The sequence below is a fragment of the Streptomyces melanosporofaciens genome, from assembly GCF_900105695.1.
GTDB classification, from domain to species: Bacteria; Actinomycetota; Actinomycetes; order Streptomycetales; family Streptomycetaceae; genus Streptomyces; species Streptomyces antimycoticus.
Genome location: NZ_FNST01000002.1, coordinates 6884854 through 6900653 on the forward strand (window position 1 = coordinate 6884854; position 15800 = coordinate 6900653).

The window sequence follows — 15800 nt, forward strand, 5'->3', positions numbered from 1 at the left end:
TCACTCGCCCCCGACGACCGTGACCTCGACCCCCTGGGCCCGCAGCGCCCGGATCTCGTGGGGGTCGGCGCCGTGGTCGGTCACCAGCGTCCAGCCGGGCGGCAGCCGCACCCAGGTGTGGAAGGGTCGGCGGCCGATCTTCGTGGAGTGTGCGAGTACGTACACCGCGTCCGCCCGGCGGGCCATCAGCTCCTTCAGCCGGGTCTGGCTCAGCTCCGCCTCGCAGATGCCGCGTTCGGCCGTCACCCCGTCGGCGCCCAGAAACACCCGGTCGAAGGTCATGCGCTCCAGGGCCGCCTCGGCGAGCGGGCCGAGGAAGCTCTGGCTCAGCGGCCGGAGCGTACCGCCGAGGCATTCCACTCGTACGGTCTCCACATCGGCGAGCTCCTGCAGTGCGGTGAGCCCGGTCGTGGCCACCGTGAGCCCTTCGGCGGCGCGCAGCTCATGGGCGAGCGCGCCGACCGTCGAACCGGCGTCGAGCAGCACCGTCTCCCCGGTGCGGATCGTCGACGCCGCCCAGCGCGCGATGGCCCGCTTGGCCTCGAACGCCTCGCCGGTGCGCTGGCGCAGCGATGCCTCCGGGTGGGCGACCAGGGCCATCGCCCCGCCGTACGTCCGCGCCAGCCGTCCGTCCGCGGTGAGCTGGGCGAGGTCGCGGCGGATGGTGGAGGCGGTGACGCCGAAGGTGCGGGACAGCTCCTCCACGCTGGTCAGGCCCGTGGTCGTGGCGAGGTGGACGATCTGGTCGCGCCGGGCCCGCGCTCCGTTCACCGGCATCTCTCCCGCGTCTCTCGCGTTTCTCAACGTGGGCTCGGCCTCGCGTTCCTCAACTGGGGCTGGGCGTCAGCAACCGGGGCCGGCGTCAGTGGGCGGGGGACGGAGCCATCTCGGCGGCCTGCCGCAGCGCCTCGATCATGCTACCGGCGTCGGCCGTGCCGGTACCGGCGATGTCGAAGGCGGTGCCATGGTCGACGGAGGTGCGGATGACGGGCAGGCCGACGGTGAGATTGACCCCGGCCTCCAGGCCCAGCACCTTGACCGGGCCGTGCCCCTGGTCGTGGTACATCGCCACGATCAGGTCGTAGTCACCGCGCCCGGCCAGGAAGAAGGCGGTATCGGCGGGGAGCGGGCCGCGGGCGTCGATGCCGTCGGCGCGCAGCACCTCCAGCGCGGGCACGATCTTCTCCTCCTCCTCGCCGTAGCCGAACAGCCCGTTCTCCCCGGCGTGCGGATTGATCCCGCACACCCCGATCACCGGTTCGGGGGTCCCGGCGCGGACCATCGCCTCATGGCCGCGGCGCACGGTGCGCTCGACCAGACCCGGCTCGATCTTTCGCACCGCGTCGATGAGGCCGATGTGGGTGGTGACGTGAATGACCTTCACCGTGGGGGTGGCCAGCATCATCGACACCTCCTCGACCCCGGTGAGCTGGGCCAGCAGTTCGGTGTGGCCGGGGAAGACGTGGCCGCCCGCGTGCAGCGCCTCTTTGTTGAGCGGCGCGGTGCAGATGCCTTGCACCTCACCGTTCATGGCGAGTTCCGCGGCGGTCCGTACGTACTGGTAGGCCGCGTCCCCGGCCACCGGGGAGAGCGTGCCCCAGGGCAGCTCGGCGGGGAGCAGCCCGAGGTCGACGACGTTGATCCGGCCCGGGGTGAACGCCGCGTCGGCGGGCGCGGCCACGGTGACGATCTCGCACGCGATATCGCGCAGCCGCGCGGCCTGGCGCAGCCGCTCCGCGTCCCCGATGACCACCGGACGGCAGCGCCGCAGCGTGTCCGGGTCGAGCAGCGCGGGGACGATCACCTCGGGTCCGATGCCGGCGCCGTCGCCCATGGTGACCGCGATGAGCGGAAGCGGGGCGGGATCGGCGTCCGCACCAGCGGCCCCGGTGGGGGCGAGGTGGGTGGAGGAGTTCATGAGGTGACCTTCCGTTCCATCGAGTGGGGGCGCAGCGCCTGGACGATGTGGCGCAGGGAGTCGGGGTCGCCGAAGCTGCCCGGTCGGGTCACGACGGACCGCCCGTCGGGAGTGGAGAGATGAACGGCCCCGTGGTGCACCTGGCCGACCGGATCGAGCTCGGTCACCGCCAGGGCATCCAGCACCCGACGTGCCGTCTCGCCGCCGGTCAGTACGAGGTCTACGGCGCCGTGGTGCGCGGCGACGGCGTCCTGGACGGCGCGGGCGAGGCCGAGCACCAGCCGCCGGGCGGACACGGGCCGGGGCCGCGGGCCTGCCCCGTCGGCAGCGTCTTCGGTCGGGCCGGCGTCCGGGACTCCGGCAGGGCCTTCGTTCGGGCTCCCGTCCGAGACTTCGCTCGGGCCCCCGTCTGGGGCTCTGCTCGGGTCCGGGCGGTCGGTGCCGCCGCCGGACGGTGGCGGAGTGGCGGGCTGGAGGCCGGGTGCTGGGCTGGGCGGCGGGCCGGGGACGTCGGCGGGCGCGACGGCGTCGTGCTCCGGACGGGGGGCCGGGATGGGCACCGCGCCCGTTGCCGCCGCGCCGTGCGTCGTCGTCGCGTCCGGGGCCCCGGGCGAGGCGGCGAGGGAGACGACCGTGACCGGGGCGGTCAGCGGGGCAGCCGCAGCGGGGGACCGTCCGACAGCAGCACCGCGAGCGGAAGCCGGTGGTGGGTGGCGCCGTCCTCGACCAGACGCCGGATCTGTGCGGCGGCCGCGGGTTCGGCCGTGCCGACGACGACCAGCACCGGTCGCCCGGTGTCCGCCGAGGGCGCTGCGGCTCCGGCCGCCGAGGCGGCGGCGCCCGCCGGTGTGGTGGTGGGGTCAGCCGGGGGCGAAGTGGCGGGGTCGGCAGCCGGAGCCGCTGTGGTGGTGGGGGCGGCTCCGGCGTTCGTAGAGGGCACCGCGGTTGCGGCCGTCGACGCGGCTGCCCCCGCCGGTGTGGTGATGGCCGGGGCGTTGGCGGCGGCCGGAGTCGTGATGCGGTCGTTGTCGGTAGGGCTCGTGGTGGCGGGGGCAGCCGGGGTCGGGTTGACGGTGTCAGCGGCCGGCGCCCCAGTGGGGTCGGCGGCGGCCGGAGCCCCGGTGGGGTCGGCGGCGGCTGGTGACGTGGTGGGCTTGGTGGCGGCTGGTGACGTGCCGGCGGGACCAGTCGGGGTCGCGGTGACCGTGTCGGCGGCCGGAGCCGTGGTGGCGGCAGCGGCAGCCGAGACCGTGACGGCCGGGGCGCCGGTGGGGCCGGGGGCGGCCGGATCCGTGGCGGGCGGAGCCGTCGATACCGCCGTGGCCTGGGCGGTCGCCGGAGCCGCCGCGGCGGGAAGAGCCGTCGTCAGGTGGCGGCCGAGGGCCACGGCCAGGCCGCCTGAACCGACCAGCCGCATCCGGGGGCCCTCGGCGAGCGACGCCTCGACGACCGCGTCGAGATCGGCGTCCGTCTCAGCGTCGCAGATCGCCACCCGTCCGGCCGCCACGGCCGCACGCAGCGCGGCCAGCAGCGCAGGCAGGGACGCCCGTACCGTCGTCAGCGGGATCAGCGCGGTCGGCAGGCCGCCGAGCGCCTGGGCCACCGAAGCGGGTGGGGGCAGGGTTTCGGCGCGCCACGCGTCGCCCTCGTGGAGCGCCACCCCGCGGATGTGGACCACCCCCGCGCGCACCACGCGCCCGGCGATCGGCAGCGCGGGGGCGAGCACCACACCCGCCCCGCCCTCGGCGAGGGCGGCGATCTCGGCGGCGACATTGCCCCGCAGCAGCGAGTCGATCTTCTTCAGTACGAGGGTGTCCCCGTCGTTTCCGTCGGCGTCGCCGTCGGGCGACGACAGCCGCAGCGCGTCACGGACCGCCTCGGCCGCCTCGGCGGCCGGTCGGTAGCGGGAGTCGAGGTCCAGGACGGTCGCCTCGCCGAGATGGCGAGGGCGCAAGGCCCTCGCCACACCGCTGCTCGCCGCACCCCCGCTCACCCCGTCAGACATCCCCACCAGCACAACCCGACTGCGTGTTGTGCGCGAGCACAGCGCGGCTGCCACTTCCGCGGCGCCTGACAGGTCATCCGCGATGGCCAACAGCCTCCGGTTGGGCGTCATGTCCACCGGCACCTCCTCGAATGACCGTGACGGACGGAGCGCTCCGATGGCGTGGACATCGGTTCCGTGGTGCCGATGATGGCATACGTTGCGCGAAGTGCGCGAGGAGTATTGCGTAAAGCGCGCAGTCATGTCACGGTGACCGCCGCGACACTTTGACCCGTACGGCCGTCATCCGGCCGCCGCGCGGGTCGAGCGATCCGGTCGCTCGCCTCAGGAACGCCGAGAGGTCAACGATGACCCGTATCCCCTTCGGTCCGGCCCTCAGCCGCCGGTCCGTGCTGCGCCTCGGAGCAGGCGCCTCAGCAGGTATCGCCCTCGCCCCGCTGACCGGGTGCGCGGGTCCCACCGGTGCCCCCGGGCCCGGCGCCATCAGCCTCGGGCTGAACCGCTCGCTGGTCAGCCTGGACAACAAGCTGAACCAGTTCGACGCGGCGGTCACGGTGCAGCGCGCGGTGCGCCAGGCGCTGACCCGGATCGGCAGGGGGCTCCGGCCCGAGCTGGTGCTCGCCGACCGCTTCGAGATGACCGGGCCCACCGCCTGGACGGTGCGGCTGCGCCAAGGAGCCCGCTACTCCGACGGAACCCCGGTCACCGTCAAGGACGTCTCGACCGCGCTCAGGATGTACGCGGGCGTCAACGGCTCGTTCATCGTCGGCCTCTTCCCCGAGATGCCCACCGTCGAGCCGGTCGACGAGCGCACCTTCCGCCTGCACACCAAGCGGCCGGTGCCCATCCTCGACCAGCTGATGGCCAACATCCTGATCAGCCCGGCCGCGCGGAACCGGCCCGAGGAGCTGTCCGGCGGTGTGGGCTCCGGCCCGTACGTGGTCACCTCGGCCAACTCCGGCACCGGTGAGTACACCCTGGACGTCAACCCCCGGTACTGGGGGCGGCGCCCCACCGTGGACCGGGTGCGGGTGCGCTTCGTCCCCGAGGAGTCCAGCCGGGTCGTCGCCGTGCGCAGCGGTGAGCTGGATGTCATCGACACCATCACGCCCGACTCCGCCGAGCAGCTCAAGGGGCTGCCGGGGGTGCGTCTGGACCGCACCTCGGGCACCCGCGTCAACCAGCTGTTCTTCAACTTCCGCAAACCGCGCGGACATCCGCTGGCCGATGCCCGGGTGCGCGAGGCGCTCAGCTACGCCATCGACGGCGAGGCCCTGGTACGCGATGTGCTCACCGGCTCCGCCCAGCAGGCCGAGGGCGTCATTCCGCTCGCCCTCAAGGGCTCGGTGCGCACCGGCCGTTACGTCCATGACCCCGGTAAGGCCCGCAAGCGTCTCGCCGCGCTGGGCGCGAGCGATCTCAAGGTGAAGATCATCTGGGAGTCCGGCGAGTTCCCCGCGGACACCTCGGTGATGGAGGCCGTGCTGGAGATGCTGCGCGCGGTCGGCGTCCGCGCCACCCTCCAGCAGTTCGAACCGGGCGGCGACATCCAGCAGTGGCGGCAGGGCCGCCGGGGCGACTGGGACGTCCTCGGCAACGGCTTCTCCGTCCCCACCGGCCACGCCTCCACCAGCCTCCAGGGCATGTACGGCGGCACCGCGGAGAAGGAGAGGACGCGGGACACCTACCAGGGCTATGTCTTTCCGAAGATCGCCGCCCGGCTGGCCGACGCCTCCGCCGAAACGGACGAGAAGACGCGGAACACCAAGCTCGCCGCCGTCCAGCAGCAGATCTGGGACACCCGCCCCTGCCTGTGGGCCTTCGTGCCCGATGTGGTGCTGGCCCGCCGCACCCGGGTGCGCGATGTGCGCCTGCTGCAGCTGAACTCCTACGACCTCGCCGCCGTGCGTCTGGAGGGCTGAGCCGTGACGCGCTATCTGATACGCCGCCTGGGCCAGAGCGTCCTGACCGTCTTCCTGACCCTCTCCACCGTCTTCGTCCTGGTCCGGATGGCCCCCGGCGACCCCGCCGCGGCCCTGGCCGGGCCCAACCCCTCCAGCGCCGACCTCGCCCGGATCCGGGAGCAGTTCGGCCTCGACCGCGGACTGCTCAGCCAGTACGGGCTCTTTCTGCGCGATCTGTTCACCGGCGACCTCGGCACCAGCTACTCCTTCCACGCGCCCGCCCTGGACGTGGTGCTCGACCGGGTGCCCTACACCATCACCCTCTCCCTCTCCGCGATCACGCTCACCGCGGTGGTGGCCGTGCCACTGGGCGTATGGATGGCCCGCCGCGCCGACACCAAGCGCGAACTGGGCGCCAATGTGCTGACCATCGCCGGGCAGTCCATGCCGGACTTCTGGATCGGCGTGATGCTGCTGACCCTCTTCGCCGTGGCCGTCCCGGTGCTGCCCGCCTCCGGCTTCACCACCTGGGGCGGACTGGTGCTGCCCACCGTGACCGTGGCGATCCTCCAGATGGCGCTGATCTCCCGGCTGGTCCGCCGTGAGATGGTGGCGGCCCTCGCCGCGCCGTATGTCACCGTGGCCCGCTCCCGCGGGGTTTCGAACCGGGTACTGACCTGGCGCTACGCCATGGGCAACTCCGCCATCCCGGTGCTCACCGCGCTCGGCACCCGCTTCGCCGCCATGCTCAACGGCGTCGTGGTGGTCGAGGTGGTCTTCGGCTGGCCCGGTGTCGGCTCGCTGGTCGTCCGCGCCCTGGAGACCCGCGACTATCCGCTGATCCAGGCGACCGTCCTGGTCACCGCCGCCCTGGCGGTCCTCGTCCAACTCCTCATCGACCTCGCCTACCCGCTGCTCGACCCGCGGGTACGCCTGGGAAAGGCGGCCTGAGATGAAAGGCGCCCTCGAAACCCCCGCCGAACCCCCGGCCCCCGCGAAGGCCGGCCCCGCGCCCCGCCCCAGCGCGGTCACCGCCAGGGACCTGGCGCGCGCCACCGCCACCCGGCGCCGCCGCAGCGCGAGCCTCAAACTGTGGGCGGGCGCGGTGTGCACCCTGCTGGTGGTGGTCCCCGTCGCCCTCGCCCAGGTGCTGCCGCTGCCCGGCGCGGGCGACCAGGACCTCTCCCGGCGCCGGCTGGCCCCGCTGACCGACGGCCACCTCTTCGGCACCGACCAACTCGGCCGCGATGTGCTCTCGCGGGTGCTGCACGGCGGCCAGGTCTCGCTGTCGATCGGTGTGCTCGCCGTCGTCGTCTCCGGCCTCATCGGCATCGTCGCGGGCGCCGCCGCCGGGTACTACGGCCGCTGGGTGGACGCCGTCGTCTCCCGGCTGCTGGAGGCCCAGATGTCACTGCCGCTGTTGATGATGCTGCTGCTCGTGGTGGCCCTCTTCGGCCCCTCCGTCACCGTCATCACCTGCGTCATCGCCATCGCCCAGTGGCCCGAGGTGGCCCGGCTGACCCGGTCCCTGGTGCTGGTCGAGCGGGAGAAGCCGTATGTGGCCGCCGCCCAAGTGCTGGGGCTGCCCCGGATCGCCATCCTGGCCCGCCACATCATCCCCAACATCGTCCGCCAGGCCTCGCTCGTGGTCCTGCTGCTGCTCGCCCAGGCGGTGCTGCTGGAGAGCGCGCTGAGCTACCTCGGCGCGGGCCCCCAGCGGCCGTTCGCCACCTGGGGCCGGATCATCTCGGACGGCCAGGACTACATCACCACCTCCTGGTGGCTGGTGACCCTGCCCGGCCTCGTCATCGTGCTGCTGGTGGTCGGGGTCAATCTGCTCGGCGACGGACTGCGCGACCGTACCCGCCGACGTGCGACGGAGGGCTCCCGATGAGCGACACCCGCGACACCAACGGCGCCCGCGACACCAACGGCACCCCCGACACCGGCGCCCCGGGCCCCCTGGTGGAGGTCGAGGACCTGCAGATCGAGCTGATCACCGACCGCGGTGTGGTGCGCGCGGTCGACGGGGTCGGCTTCACCATCGGCTCCGGCGAGACGGTGACGATCATCGGCGAGTCCGGCTCCGGCAAGTCCACCACCGCGATGGGGCTGCTGCGGCTGCTGCCCGACGGGCTCGCCGTCCTCTCCGGGACGGCCCGGATCTTCGGTGCCGACGTCATCGCCGACGCCAAGGCGGCCGGGCGGATCCGCGGCCGCGGGGTCTCCCTGATCCCCCAGGACCCGATGACCGCGCTCAGCCCGGTGCACACCATCGGCCGCCAGCTCGGCGAGGCGCTCCGGCTGCGCCACCCGGGGATGTCCCGCGCCGAGGCCCGCGCCAAGGGCGTCGAACTGCTCGGCCGAGTACGCATTTCGCACCCCGAGACCCGCTGGGGCGCCTACCCCCACCAGTTCTCCGGCGGCATGCTGCAGCGCGTCCTCATCGCCATCGCGCTGGCCGCCGAGCCCCGGCTGCTGGTCGCCGACGAGCCCACCTCCGCGCTCGACGTTACCGTCCAGGCGGGCGTCCTCGACCTGCTGATGGAGCTCCAGGAGCGCACCGGCATCGGCATCCTGATGATCACCCACGATCTGGGCGTGGCCCGGCTGGTCTCCGACCGCATCCACGTCATGCGCGGCGGCCGCTTCGTGGAGTCGGGGCCGGTCGAACAGATCGTGGACCACCCCCGCGAGCGGTACACCCGCGATCTGCTCGCCGCCGTGCCCACCCTGGGCCCCTGGCACGAGGCCCCCGCCGCCGCCGTCACCGAGGAGGCGCTGTGACCACACCCCTGCTGGCCGTCGAGGACCTGGTGGTCGAATACCCCGTCCCCGGCGGTGTCTTCCGCGCGGTGGACGGCGTCAGCTTCTCCGTCCCGCCCGGCGGGGCGCTCGGCGTCGTCGGCGAATCCGGCTGCGGCAAGTCCACCATCGCCCGCTCCCTCGTCCGCCTGCTGCGCCCCACCGAGGGCCGGATCCTCCTCGACGGAACGGATATCGCGGGCCTGCCCGAGCGGCGGCTGCGCCCGCTGCGCAAGCGGGTGCAGATGGTCTTCCAGGATCCGTACGGCTCGCTGGACCCGCATCTGACGGCCGAGGAGATCGTGGCCGAGCCGCTGCGGCTGAACGGCATGCGCTCCCGGGCCGAACGCGCCCGGCGCGCCGCCGTCCTCATCGACCAGGTGGGGCTGGACTCCGGCGCGCTCCAGCGCCGCCCGGCCGAGTTCTCCGGCGGCCAGCGTCAGCGGATCGGCATCGCCCGCGCCCTGGCCGGCGGCCCCGAACTGCTGGTGTGCGACGAGGCCACCTCCGCGCTGGACGTCTCCGTACAGGCCCAGGTGCTCCAGTTGCTGCGGGAACTCCAGGCCGAACACGGGCTCGCCTACATCGTCATCTCCCACAACCTCGGAGTGGTCCGCGAGATCAGCTCCGAGGTTGTGGTGATGCGCGCCGGGAGGATCATCGAGTCCGGGCCGACCGGCACGGTGCTCTCCGCGCCCGCCGACCCGTACACCAGGGCGCTGCGACGGGCGGCGCTCGATCCGACGACCATGCGGGGACGCAAACCGCGCGCCCTCGTGTCCGCGATCGCGACCGACCAGGAACCAGGAGCAACGCAGTGAACGCGCATCCGCAGACCCACACCACCACCCAGGCATCGCCCGGCGGGGTCGCCCTGCCGGGGATTCCGGTGCCGCTCTCGCGGCTGGTGCTGGGCACCATGACCTTCGGCGACACGGTGGACCGCGCGGGCGCCGCCGCGATGCTGGACACCGCACTGGACGCCGGGGTGACCGGGGTGGACACCGCCAACGCCTACGCGGGCGGCACCACCGAGACGATCCTGGCCGAGCTGCTCCCCGGCCGCCGCGACCGGATCGTGCTCGCCACCAAGGCGGGTATGCCGCACCCCGACGCCGGCGACCACTCACCGCTGTCCGCGCGCGGGATGCGCGCGGCCCTCGAAGGCAGCCTGCGCCGCCTGGGCACCGACCATGTCGACCTGTTCTATCTGCACCAGCCCGACCGCTCCACGCCGCTGGAGGAGACGCTGGGCACGGTCGCCGAGTTCGTCACCGAGGGCAAGATCCGGGCGCTCGGCGTCTCCAACTACGCCGCTTGGCAGATCGCCGAGATCACCCATACCGCCGAACGGGTCGGCGCGCCGCTCCCGGTGGTGGCCCAGCAGCTCTACAACCTGCTGGCGCGGCGTATTGAGGAGGAATACTTGGGATACGCGGCGTACGCGGCCACCAGCGGACTGCGCACCATGGTCTACAACCCACTCGGCGGCGGGCTGCTGACGGGGCGTCATACCTTCGAGGAGCAGCCGGAGTCGGGCCGCTTCGGCGATTCCCGGGTGGCCGCCATGTACCGGCAGCGCTACTGGGACGCCGGGCTCTTCGAGGCCGTACGGACCCTGTCCGGGATCGCCGAGGAGGCGGGCATCCCGCTGACGGAGCTCTCGCTGCGCTGGCTGCTGTTCCGTGACGGAGTGGACGCTCTCCTGCTGGGCGGCTCCCGGATCGAGCACCTCCGGTCAAACCTGGACGCGGCCACGGCGGGCCCCCTTCCGGCGGATGTGACGGCGGCGTGCGACGAGGTGGGGGCGCGGCTGCGTGGGCCGATGCCCGCGTACAACCGGTAGGCCCGTGGTTTCCCCACCCCGCCCCTTCCCGAACCAAGGGGCTCCGCCCCTGGACCCCGAACGCTCTTCGGGTGAGTCCCTCCGGACCGGGGTTCCGGATGGGCATCGGGCCGCGCGGCCCGGTCGGCCGGTGCCTTGCGGCCCCGGCCGCAGACATCCCCGTACCACCGCAACCATGAGGAGCCCGGCGCCCATGACCGCCGACCAAGACACCGCGATGCCGCCGACGGACGGACGGCTCCGGCCGCGCCCGGGCGACCCGGCGCGGCAGGAGGCGTTCCTGCCGGCGCCCGCCGTCCAGAACCACGCCGCCAACCTCACCGTGCTGCCCGGCGGGGACCTCGGCTGTGTGTGGTTCGGCGGCACCCAGGAGGGCGTACCGGACATCTCCGTGTGGTTCTCCCGGCTCGCCCCCGGCTCCGGCACCTGGACCGAGCCGGTCCGGCTCTCCGGCGACGACACCCGCTCGGAGCAGAACCCGCTGCTGTTCCCCACCCCGGCCGGGGAGCTGTGGCTGCTCTACACCGCCCAGCGGGCGGGCGACCAGGACACGGCGGAGGTCCGGCTGCGGGTGTCCGCCGACGGGGGCGTCACCTGGAGCGCGCCGCGCACGCTCTTCCCGGCCACCGAGGCGGGTGGGGTGTTCATCCGTCAGCCGGTGGCCGTCCTGGACTCCGGGCGGTGGCTGCTGCCGGTGTTCCACTGCGTGGCCACCCCCGGGGCCAAATGGGTCGGCGACCATGACACCAGCGCGGTGATGATCAGTGACGACCAGGGGCGGACCTGGCGCGAGGCACCCGTGCCCGGATCGACCGGCTGTGTGCACATGAACGTCCACCAACTGCCGGACACCACCGTGCTGGCCCTCTTCCGCAGCCGCTGGGCGGACGCGGTGTACCGCGCGCACAGCACCGACGGCGGGGAGACCTGGAGCGAGCCGGTCCGCACCGAACTGCCCAACAACAACTCCTCCGTGCAGTACGTCCCGCTCGCCGACGGGCGGCTCGCGCTGGTCTACAACCACAGCAGCCGGGCGGACGCCACGGCCCGCCGCGTCTCCCTCTACGACGAGATCGACGACGAGGGACGGACCGGAGAGCCCCCCGCCCCGGCCGCCACGCGGGACGACGCGGCACCCGGTGCCTTCTGGGGTGCGCCGCGCGCCCCGATGACCCTCGCGCTGTCCTCCGACAACGGCCTGACCTGGCCCGTACGGCGCGATCTGGACACCGGCGACGGCCACTGCCTGACCAACAACTCACGCGACCGGCTCAACCGAGAGCTGTCCTACCCCACCATCCGGCAGGGCTCCGACGGCACGCTGCACATCGCGTACACCTACCACCGCCGGGCCATCAAATACGTCCGGGTCACACCGGATTGGGCGGCCGATGTCTGAGCCCCGGCACGCCGTGGTCACCGGCGTCAGCTCCGGTATCGGCGCCGCGATCGCCACCCGGCTGCTGGACCAGGGGTGGTGGATCACCGGGATCAGCCGTACGGCCCCGGTGCGGCCGGTCGCGGGGCTGCACTGGATCCCCGCCGATCTGTCCCGGCCGGAGGACCTCCCCGAGGTGCTCGCCCCGGTGTCCGGGGTGGACGCGATCGTGCACGCGGCGGGCGTTCAGCGCTCGGCGCGGCTGGGGGAGCTGAAGCCCGAGGACGGGTCGCTCATGTGGCGGATCCATGTGCAGGCGGCGAGCGTCCTGGTCGACACGCTGGTGGACCGGGTGGCGGACGGCGGCCGGGTGGTGCTGGTGGGCAGCCGGACGATGACCGGCGTGCCGGGCAAGAGCCAGTACGCCGCCACCAAGGCGGCGCTGCCCGCCCTGGCCCGGTCCTGGGCGGCCGAGCTGGCGCCCCGGGCGGTCACGGTGAACGTGGTGGCGCCGGGGCCCACGGACACCCCGATGCTCCGCGACCCCGGCCGCAGCGGCACCCCGCCGGTGCTGCCACCGCTGGGCCGGCTGGTCCGTCCGGAGGAGGTGGCGGGGCTGACGTCGTTCCTGCTGGGCCCGGAGGGCGGCGCGGTCACCGGGCAGACGCTGGTGATGTGCGCGGGCGCCTCACTCTGACGGAGGCGACGTGTCCGCGCGGGCCAGCGCCAGCAGTCTCGTGGTGTCCACGGGCCGGGCCTGGAGCGAGGGCAGCAGCAGGGTCCACAGATCGGCCAGATGGTCCTCGACGAGCCGCCGCCCGTCGAGGGCCTCGGAGACGGTGTGCAGCCCGAAGAAGGCGAAGACGACGGTCCGGGCGGCGGGCAGCGGATCGACATGCGGGGCCAGATCGCCCTCGGCCCGGGCCTTCTCCATCATCTGCCCCACGGCGTCCATCCAGCCCACGAAGGGCGGTGGCATGGGCGCCTCGATCAGGGTGCGCTCGGTCCACAGCCGGGCCCCGGCCCGGACCACGAGGTCATCGCGGAAGGCGCGGGCCACCGCGAAGCTGAGCCGCACGAGTTGCTCCAGGGGCGGCGCGTCGAGGGCGGTGTAGCGCTCGATCAGCGGGGGCCAGGTGGCGAAGTGTTCCTCCACCACGGCGAGGGCGAGCCTTTCCTTGCTCGTGTAATGGAAATAGATGGCGCCGCTGGTGTGACCGGACCGGGCGGTGATGTCGCTGATGCTCGTGCCGGCGTATCCCCGTTCGTGGAAAAGGAACGCGGCGGCCTCCAGAAGGGATCGGCGTGTTTGCTCGGCCCGTTCTTGCACGTGTTCGCCGTCCTTCAGCAGCCCGTCGGATGTGACGGGGAGAACTTAGCGGACTTTCGGCCGGTGATGGTGATGAGGCGAGACAGGTCAAACATTATTAGTATTTTAAGGTGATCGTTCGTGAGGCTCATGGCCTTTCGGAGCCGTCCGGTCCCACCGGGCGGCCGCTCAGCTGGTCCCGCACCGTGGCGCGGGAGGCGGTGCACCGGGTCTCGGTGGCCGAGGTGCTGCTCACCGACGTGCGTACGCACGGTGACAACCGCTTCGAGGCCGCCGCCCAGTGGCCGCGGTCCCATCCCACCTTCCCGCACGGCGGAGACGGCCGCCACCATCCGCTGATGATCGCGGAAACCCTGCGCGAGCTGGGGATCTACATCCCCACGCGGTACTACGCGGTGCCCGCGGGGGCGCACTTCCTGATCCGGGACATCTCCTACCGGCTGGACCCCGAGACCGAACCCCGGGCGCCGTACGGCGCCTCCGACATCACCTGCCGGGCCGCCGTCACCGACATCCGCACCACCCCCTGTGGACGCTTCGTCTCCGGGATGCGGCTGGATGTCGTGCTGTCCGCGGGCGGCAAGCTCTTCGCCTGGGCCGGGGGCACCGCGCGCTTCCTCGACGGCACGGCCTACGCGGAGACCCGGTCCGCCGTCCACGGCCACACCGCGCGCCGCAGGCTGCGGGCCGCGGTGCGGCCCTCACCTGCGCAACTGGCCGTTCCCGCGGCCCGGGACGTGCTGGTGGTACGGGACGGGGGAGTGGTCTACCTCGACCCCGCCGACCCCCGGCATCCGTTCTTCTTCGACCACTGGAGCGACCATGTGCCGGGCCTGGTCCTGCTGGAGGGCGCCCGTCAGGCGGCCGCGCTGGCCACCGGCGGAACGCTGACCCGGCCCGTCGCCTGCCGTATGAAGGCGATCCGCTTCACCGAGTCGTTTCCGCCGGCCGTGGTCGAGTGCACCTCCCACGGCCGAACGTGCGTCTTCCGGCTGCGCCAGGCCGATATCTGCACGGCGGTCGGCGTGCTCCAGTACCTCTGAGCGACGAACACGCTGTGCGACGAACTCATGGGCGACGAACGGCCTGAGCGACGAACAAACCGCCGACACTGAGTGACCCCTTGCTTACTTCGGGTCATCTAACTAACGTAGTGATCGTTATGTTTCGGGCAGGCGAACCTCACGGCCTGTACGACAGCAGCGGTCGGCGCACGGCGCCACTTCCGAGCCGCCAGGACATTTCCGCTGAGCGGTTCCCCGCACGTACAGGCACTCCCTGCGCCGATTCCTCCACCTCCCATGGAACGGCAGACAGATGACAGCCGAAAAGTTTCTCGGATGGACCCCAGCCGCCATCGTCTTCGACTGCGACGGCACCCTGATGGATTCCGAACGACACTGGGTGGAGGCGCGCGAAGTGGTGCTCAGAAACCACGGAACCGCCCCCGACGAGGAGTTCGCGCAAAGCACGAAGGGGCTCCACTACACCGAATGCGGCCGCATGCTGGCCGAATTCGCCGGCCGCCCCGAACTCGCCGACGAGATGACCGAACAACTCCTCGACGCCTTCCGCCGACTGGTGGCCGAGGACCCGGTCACCATGCCGGGAGCGCCCCAACTGGTGGCGAAGGCGGCGACGTTCGCCCCGTTGGCCGTGGCCAGCAACTGCCCGCGCGACGTCGTCGAGGACGGGCTCGCCAAGGCCGGGCTGCTGCGGTACTTCGGCCATGTGCTGGTCCCCGAGGGGGCGGTGCGGCCGAAGCCGTATCCCGACGTCTATCTGGAGGCCGCCCGGCTGTGCGGTGCGGCCCCCGAGGACGCCCTCGCGGTGGAGGACTCGCACTGCGGGTTTCTGTCCGCCTCGCGCGCCGGGCTGAGGGTGCTGGGCGTCGGGCCGCGGAGGCCGGTGGACGAGCCCCCGCCGGTGGATGTGTGGGTCTCCACCCTGGCCGACCCGGAGCTGGTCAAGTGGGCGGACTCCCGGGCGGCCTGAGAGGCTGACCCACGCCCACCGCCTGGTCGGCGGGTGCCGCGCGTCACTTCTTCCCGTCGTGGCCCGTATGGCTCGCCGAGCCGTCCATGCCCTCCATGCCGTCCATCCCGTCCCCCTGCTTCATCCCGTCATGGGACGTGCCGTGGGACATCCCCCTCTCGAGGGATCCGCCGAGCTTCTCGCGCAGGGGCTCCAGTGAGCTCATGGACAGACCGGTGACCGACCAGCGCTTGCCGACCAGGTACATGCCCCCGTAGTCCTTCGACGTCGTCAGCCAGTCGTGCTGGCCCTTGTCGGTGGCGAAGGTGACCATCGTGAACCGCTTCCCGCCGGACCCGCAGGCGCCCTGGCGCAGTTCGTCCGCCTCGGTGATGACCGTGGCCTTGCAGCCGATGGCGTCGGCGATCTTCGTCAGCGGCGCGGGTTTGCCGGGCCCCGCGAACTCCTTGGTGGCGGGGGAGACCTTCTTCTGCTCGTGCTTGGCGCCGTGTGCCTGATCGCCTCCACCGCAGCCGGCCAGGAACAGCAGGGCCGCGCCGACCGCGGTGGCACGCAGTGCGAGTGACACATCAACCTCCCGTAGAAAATCCGGCGGGGGCGGCCCGGGCCGGACGGCCTC

16 protein-coding genes are annotated in these 15800 nt (G+C 72.7%); 10 read left to right on the top strand and 6 right to left on the bottom strand.

Annotated features, from left to right (window positions below; all coding sequences use genetic code 11):
* The 4 genes from BLV72_RS32770 to BLV72_RS50335 form a co-directional block, all read right to left on the bottom strand.
* Positions 1-777: a DeoR/GlpR family DNA-binding transcription regulator gene (locus tag BLV72_RS32770; RefSeq protein WP_093466877.1), complete on the bottom strand. Its 777-nt coding sequence runs from the start codon at positions 775-777 to the stop codon at positions 1-3.
* An 85-nt stretch (positions 778-862) separates the two neighbouring features.
* Entirely contained in the window at positions 863-1918 is a 1056-nt protein-coding gene (gene pdxA / locus BLV72_RS32775) for a 4-hydroxythreonine-4-phosphate dehydrogenase PdxA (protein WP_208905801.1), read from the bottom strand.
* On the bottom strand, positions 1915-2214 hold the full coding sequence (locus tag BLV72_RS50330) for a nucleotide-binding domain containing protein (RefSeq protein WP_244321125.1): 300 nt from the start codon (positions 2212-2214) through the stop codon (positions 1915-1917). The genes pdxA and BLV72_RS50330 overlap by 4 nt, the downstream gene beginning before the upstream one ends.
* Before the next feature lie 350 nt (positions 2215-2564).
* Complete coding sequence (locus BLV72_RS50335; protein ID WP_425288409.1) at positions 2565-4166, bottom strand: four-carbon acid sugar kinase family protein; 1602 nt, start codon at positions 4164-4166, stop codon at positions 2565-2567.
* A gap of 104 nt (positions 4167-4270) precedes the next feature.
* Between BLV72_RS50335 and BLV72_RS32790 the strand changes: the two genes are divergently transcribed.
* The 8 genes from BLV72_RS32790 to BLV72_RS32825 all read left to right on the top strand — a co-directional run bounded on the left by BLV72_RS32790 (position 4271) and on the right by BLV72_RS32825 (position 12553).
* On the top strand, positions 4271-5845 hold the full coding sequence (locus BLV72_RS32790) for an ABC transporter substrate-binding protein (RefSeq protein ID WP_093466880.1): 1575 nt from the start codon (positions 4271-4273) through the stop codon (positions 5843-5845).
* A gap of 3 nt (positions 5846-5848) precedes the next feature.
* Positions 5849-6778: an ABC transporter permease gene (locus BLV72_RS32795; RefSeq protein WP_093466882.1), complete on the top strand. Its 930-nt coding sequence runs from the start codon at positions 5849-5851 to the stop codon at positions 6776-6778.
* 1 nt (position 6779) lies between these two features.
* Positions 6780-7721, top strand: coding sequence for an ABC transporter permease (locus tag BLV72_RS32800; protein ID WP_093466883.1), 942 nt, complete (start codon positions 6780-6782; stop codon positions 7719-7721).
* On the top strand, positions 7718-8614 hold the full coding sequence (locus BLV72_RS32805; RefSeq protein WP_208905803.1) for an ABC transporter ATP-binding protein: 897 nt from the start codon (positions 7718-7720) through the stop codon (positions 8612-8614). The genes BLV72_RS32800 and BLV72_RS32805 overlap by 4 nt, the downstream gene beginning before the upstream one ends.
* Positions 8611-9453: an ATP-binding cassette domain-containing protein gene (locus BLV72_RS32810; protein WP_093466885.1), complete on the top strand. Its 843-nt coding sequence runs from the start codon at positions 8611-8613 to the stop codon at positions 9451-9453. Before BLV72_RS32805 ends, BLV72_RS32810 begins: the two co-directional genes overlap by 4 nt.
* Complete coding sequence (locus BLV72_RS32815; protein ID WP_208905804.1) at positions 9450-10478, top strand: aldo/keto reductase; 1029 nt, start codon at positions 9450-9452, stop codon at positions 10476-10478. The genes BLV72_RS32810 and BLV72_RS32815 overlap by 4 nt, the downstream gene beginning before the upstream one ends.
* Before the next feature lie 193 nt (positions 10479-10671).
* Entirely contained in the window at positions 10672-11877 is a 1206-nt protein-coding gene (locus BLV72_RS32820; protein WP_093466886.1) for a sialidase family protein, read from the top strand.
* The gene (locus BLV72_RS32825; protein ID WP_093466888.1) at positions 11870-12553 is read left to right on the top strand and encodes an SDR family NAD(P)-dependent oxidoreductase; all 684 of its coding nucleotides are present in this window, start codon (positions 11870-11872) and stop codon (positions 12551-12553) included. Before BLV72_RS32820 ends, BLV72_RS32825 begins: the two co-directional genes overlap by 8 nt.
* Here BLV72_RS32825 and BLV72_RS32830 read toward each other — a convergent pair.
* Positions 12545-13186 (bottom strand): ScbR family autoregulator-binding transcription factor, encoded by a 642-nt coding sequence (locus BLV72_RS32830; RefSeq protein WP_093466889.1) that lies wholly within the window; start codon positions 13184-13186, stop codon positions 12545-12547. The two genes, BLV72_RS32825 and BLV72_RS32830, sit on opposite strands and share 9 nt — an antisense overlap.
* 110 nt (positions 13187-13296) lie before the next feature.
* Here BLV72_RS32830 and BLV72_RS32835 point away from each other — a divergent pair, with 110 nt between their 5' ends.
* Both BLV72_RS32835 and BLV72_RS32840 read left to right on the top strand, forming a co-directional pair.
* A complete protein-coding gene (locus BLV72_RS32835) occupies positions 13297-14229 on the top strand; it encodes a ScbA/BarX family gamma-butyrolactone biosynthesis protein (RefSeq protein WP_093466891.1) in 933 nt (310 codons plus the stop codon).
* Between the two features lie 274 nt (positions 14230-14503).
* Complete coding sequence (locus BLV72_RS32840; RefSeq protein WP_093466892.1) at positions 14504-15181, top strand: HAD family hydrolase; 678 nt, start codon at positions 14504-14506, stop codon at positions 15179-15181.
* A 43-nt stretch (positions 15182-15224) separates the two neighbouring features.
* On the opposite strand, the gene BLV72_RS32845 is transcribed toward BLV72_RS32840, so the two are convergent.
* Positions 15225-15749 carry a hypothetical protein gene (locus tag BLV72_RS32845; RefSeq protein ID WP_093466894.1) on the bottom strand — a complete coding sequence of 175 codons (525 nt, stop codon included), beginning with the start codon at positions 15747-15749 and terminating at the stop codon, positions 15225-15227.
* Positions 15750-15800: the final 51 nt, after the last annotated feature.

What these genes read in the sequence shown, in the direction of transcription:
- BLV72_RS32805 (WP_208905803.1), top strand. Translation starts at nt 7,718, where the DNA reads ATGAGCGACACCCGCGACACCAACGGCGCCCGCGACACCAACGGCACC.
- BLV72_RS32800 (WP_093466883.1), top strand. Translation starts at nt 6,780, where the DNA reads ATGAAAGGCGCCCTCGAAACCCCCGCCGAACCCCCGGCCCCCGCGAAG.
- BLV72_RS32790 (WP_093466880.1), top strand. Translation starts at nt 4,271, where the DNA reads ATGACCCGTATCCCCTTCGGTCCGGCCCTCAGCCGCCGGTCCGTGCTG.
- BLV72_RS32820 (WP_093466886.1), top strand. Translation starts at nt 10,672, where the DNA reads ATGACCGCCGACCAAGACACCGCGATGCCGCCGACGGACGGACGGCTC.
- BLV72_RS32825 (WP_093466888.1), top strand. Translation starts at nt 11,870, where the DNA reads ATGTCTGAGCCCCGGCACGCCGTGGTCACCGGCGTCAGCTCCGGTATC.
- pdxA (WP_208905801.1), bottom strand. Translation starts at nt 1,918, where the DNA reads ATGAACTCCTCCACCCACCTCGCCCCCACCGGGGCCGCTGGTGCGGAC.
- BLV72_RS32840 (WP_093466892.1), top strand. Translation starts at nt 14,504, where the DNA reads ATGACAGCCGAAAAGTTTCTCGGATGGACCCCAGCCGCCATCGTCTTC.
- BLV72_RS32770 (WP_093466877.1), bottom strand. Translation starts at nt 777, where the DNA reads ATGCCGGTGAACGGAGCGCGGGCCCGGCGCGACCAGATCGTCCACCTC.
- BLV72_RS50335 (WP_425288409.1), bottom strand. Translation starts at nt 4,166, where the DNA reads ATGACTGCGCGCTTTACGCAATACTCCTCGCGCACTTCGCGCAACGTA.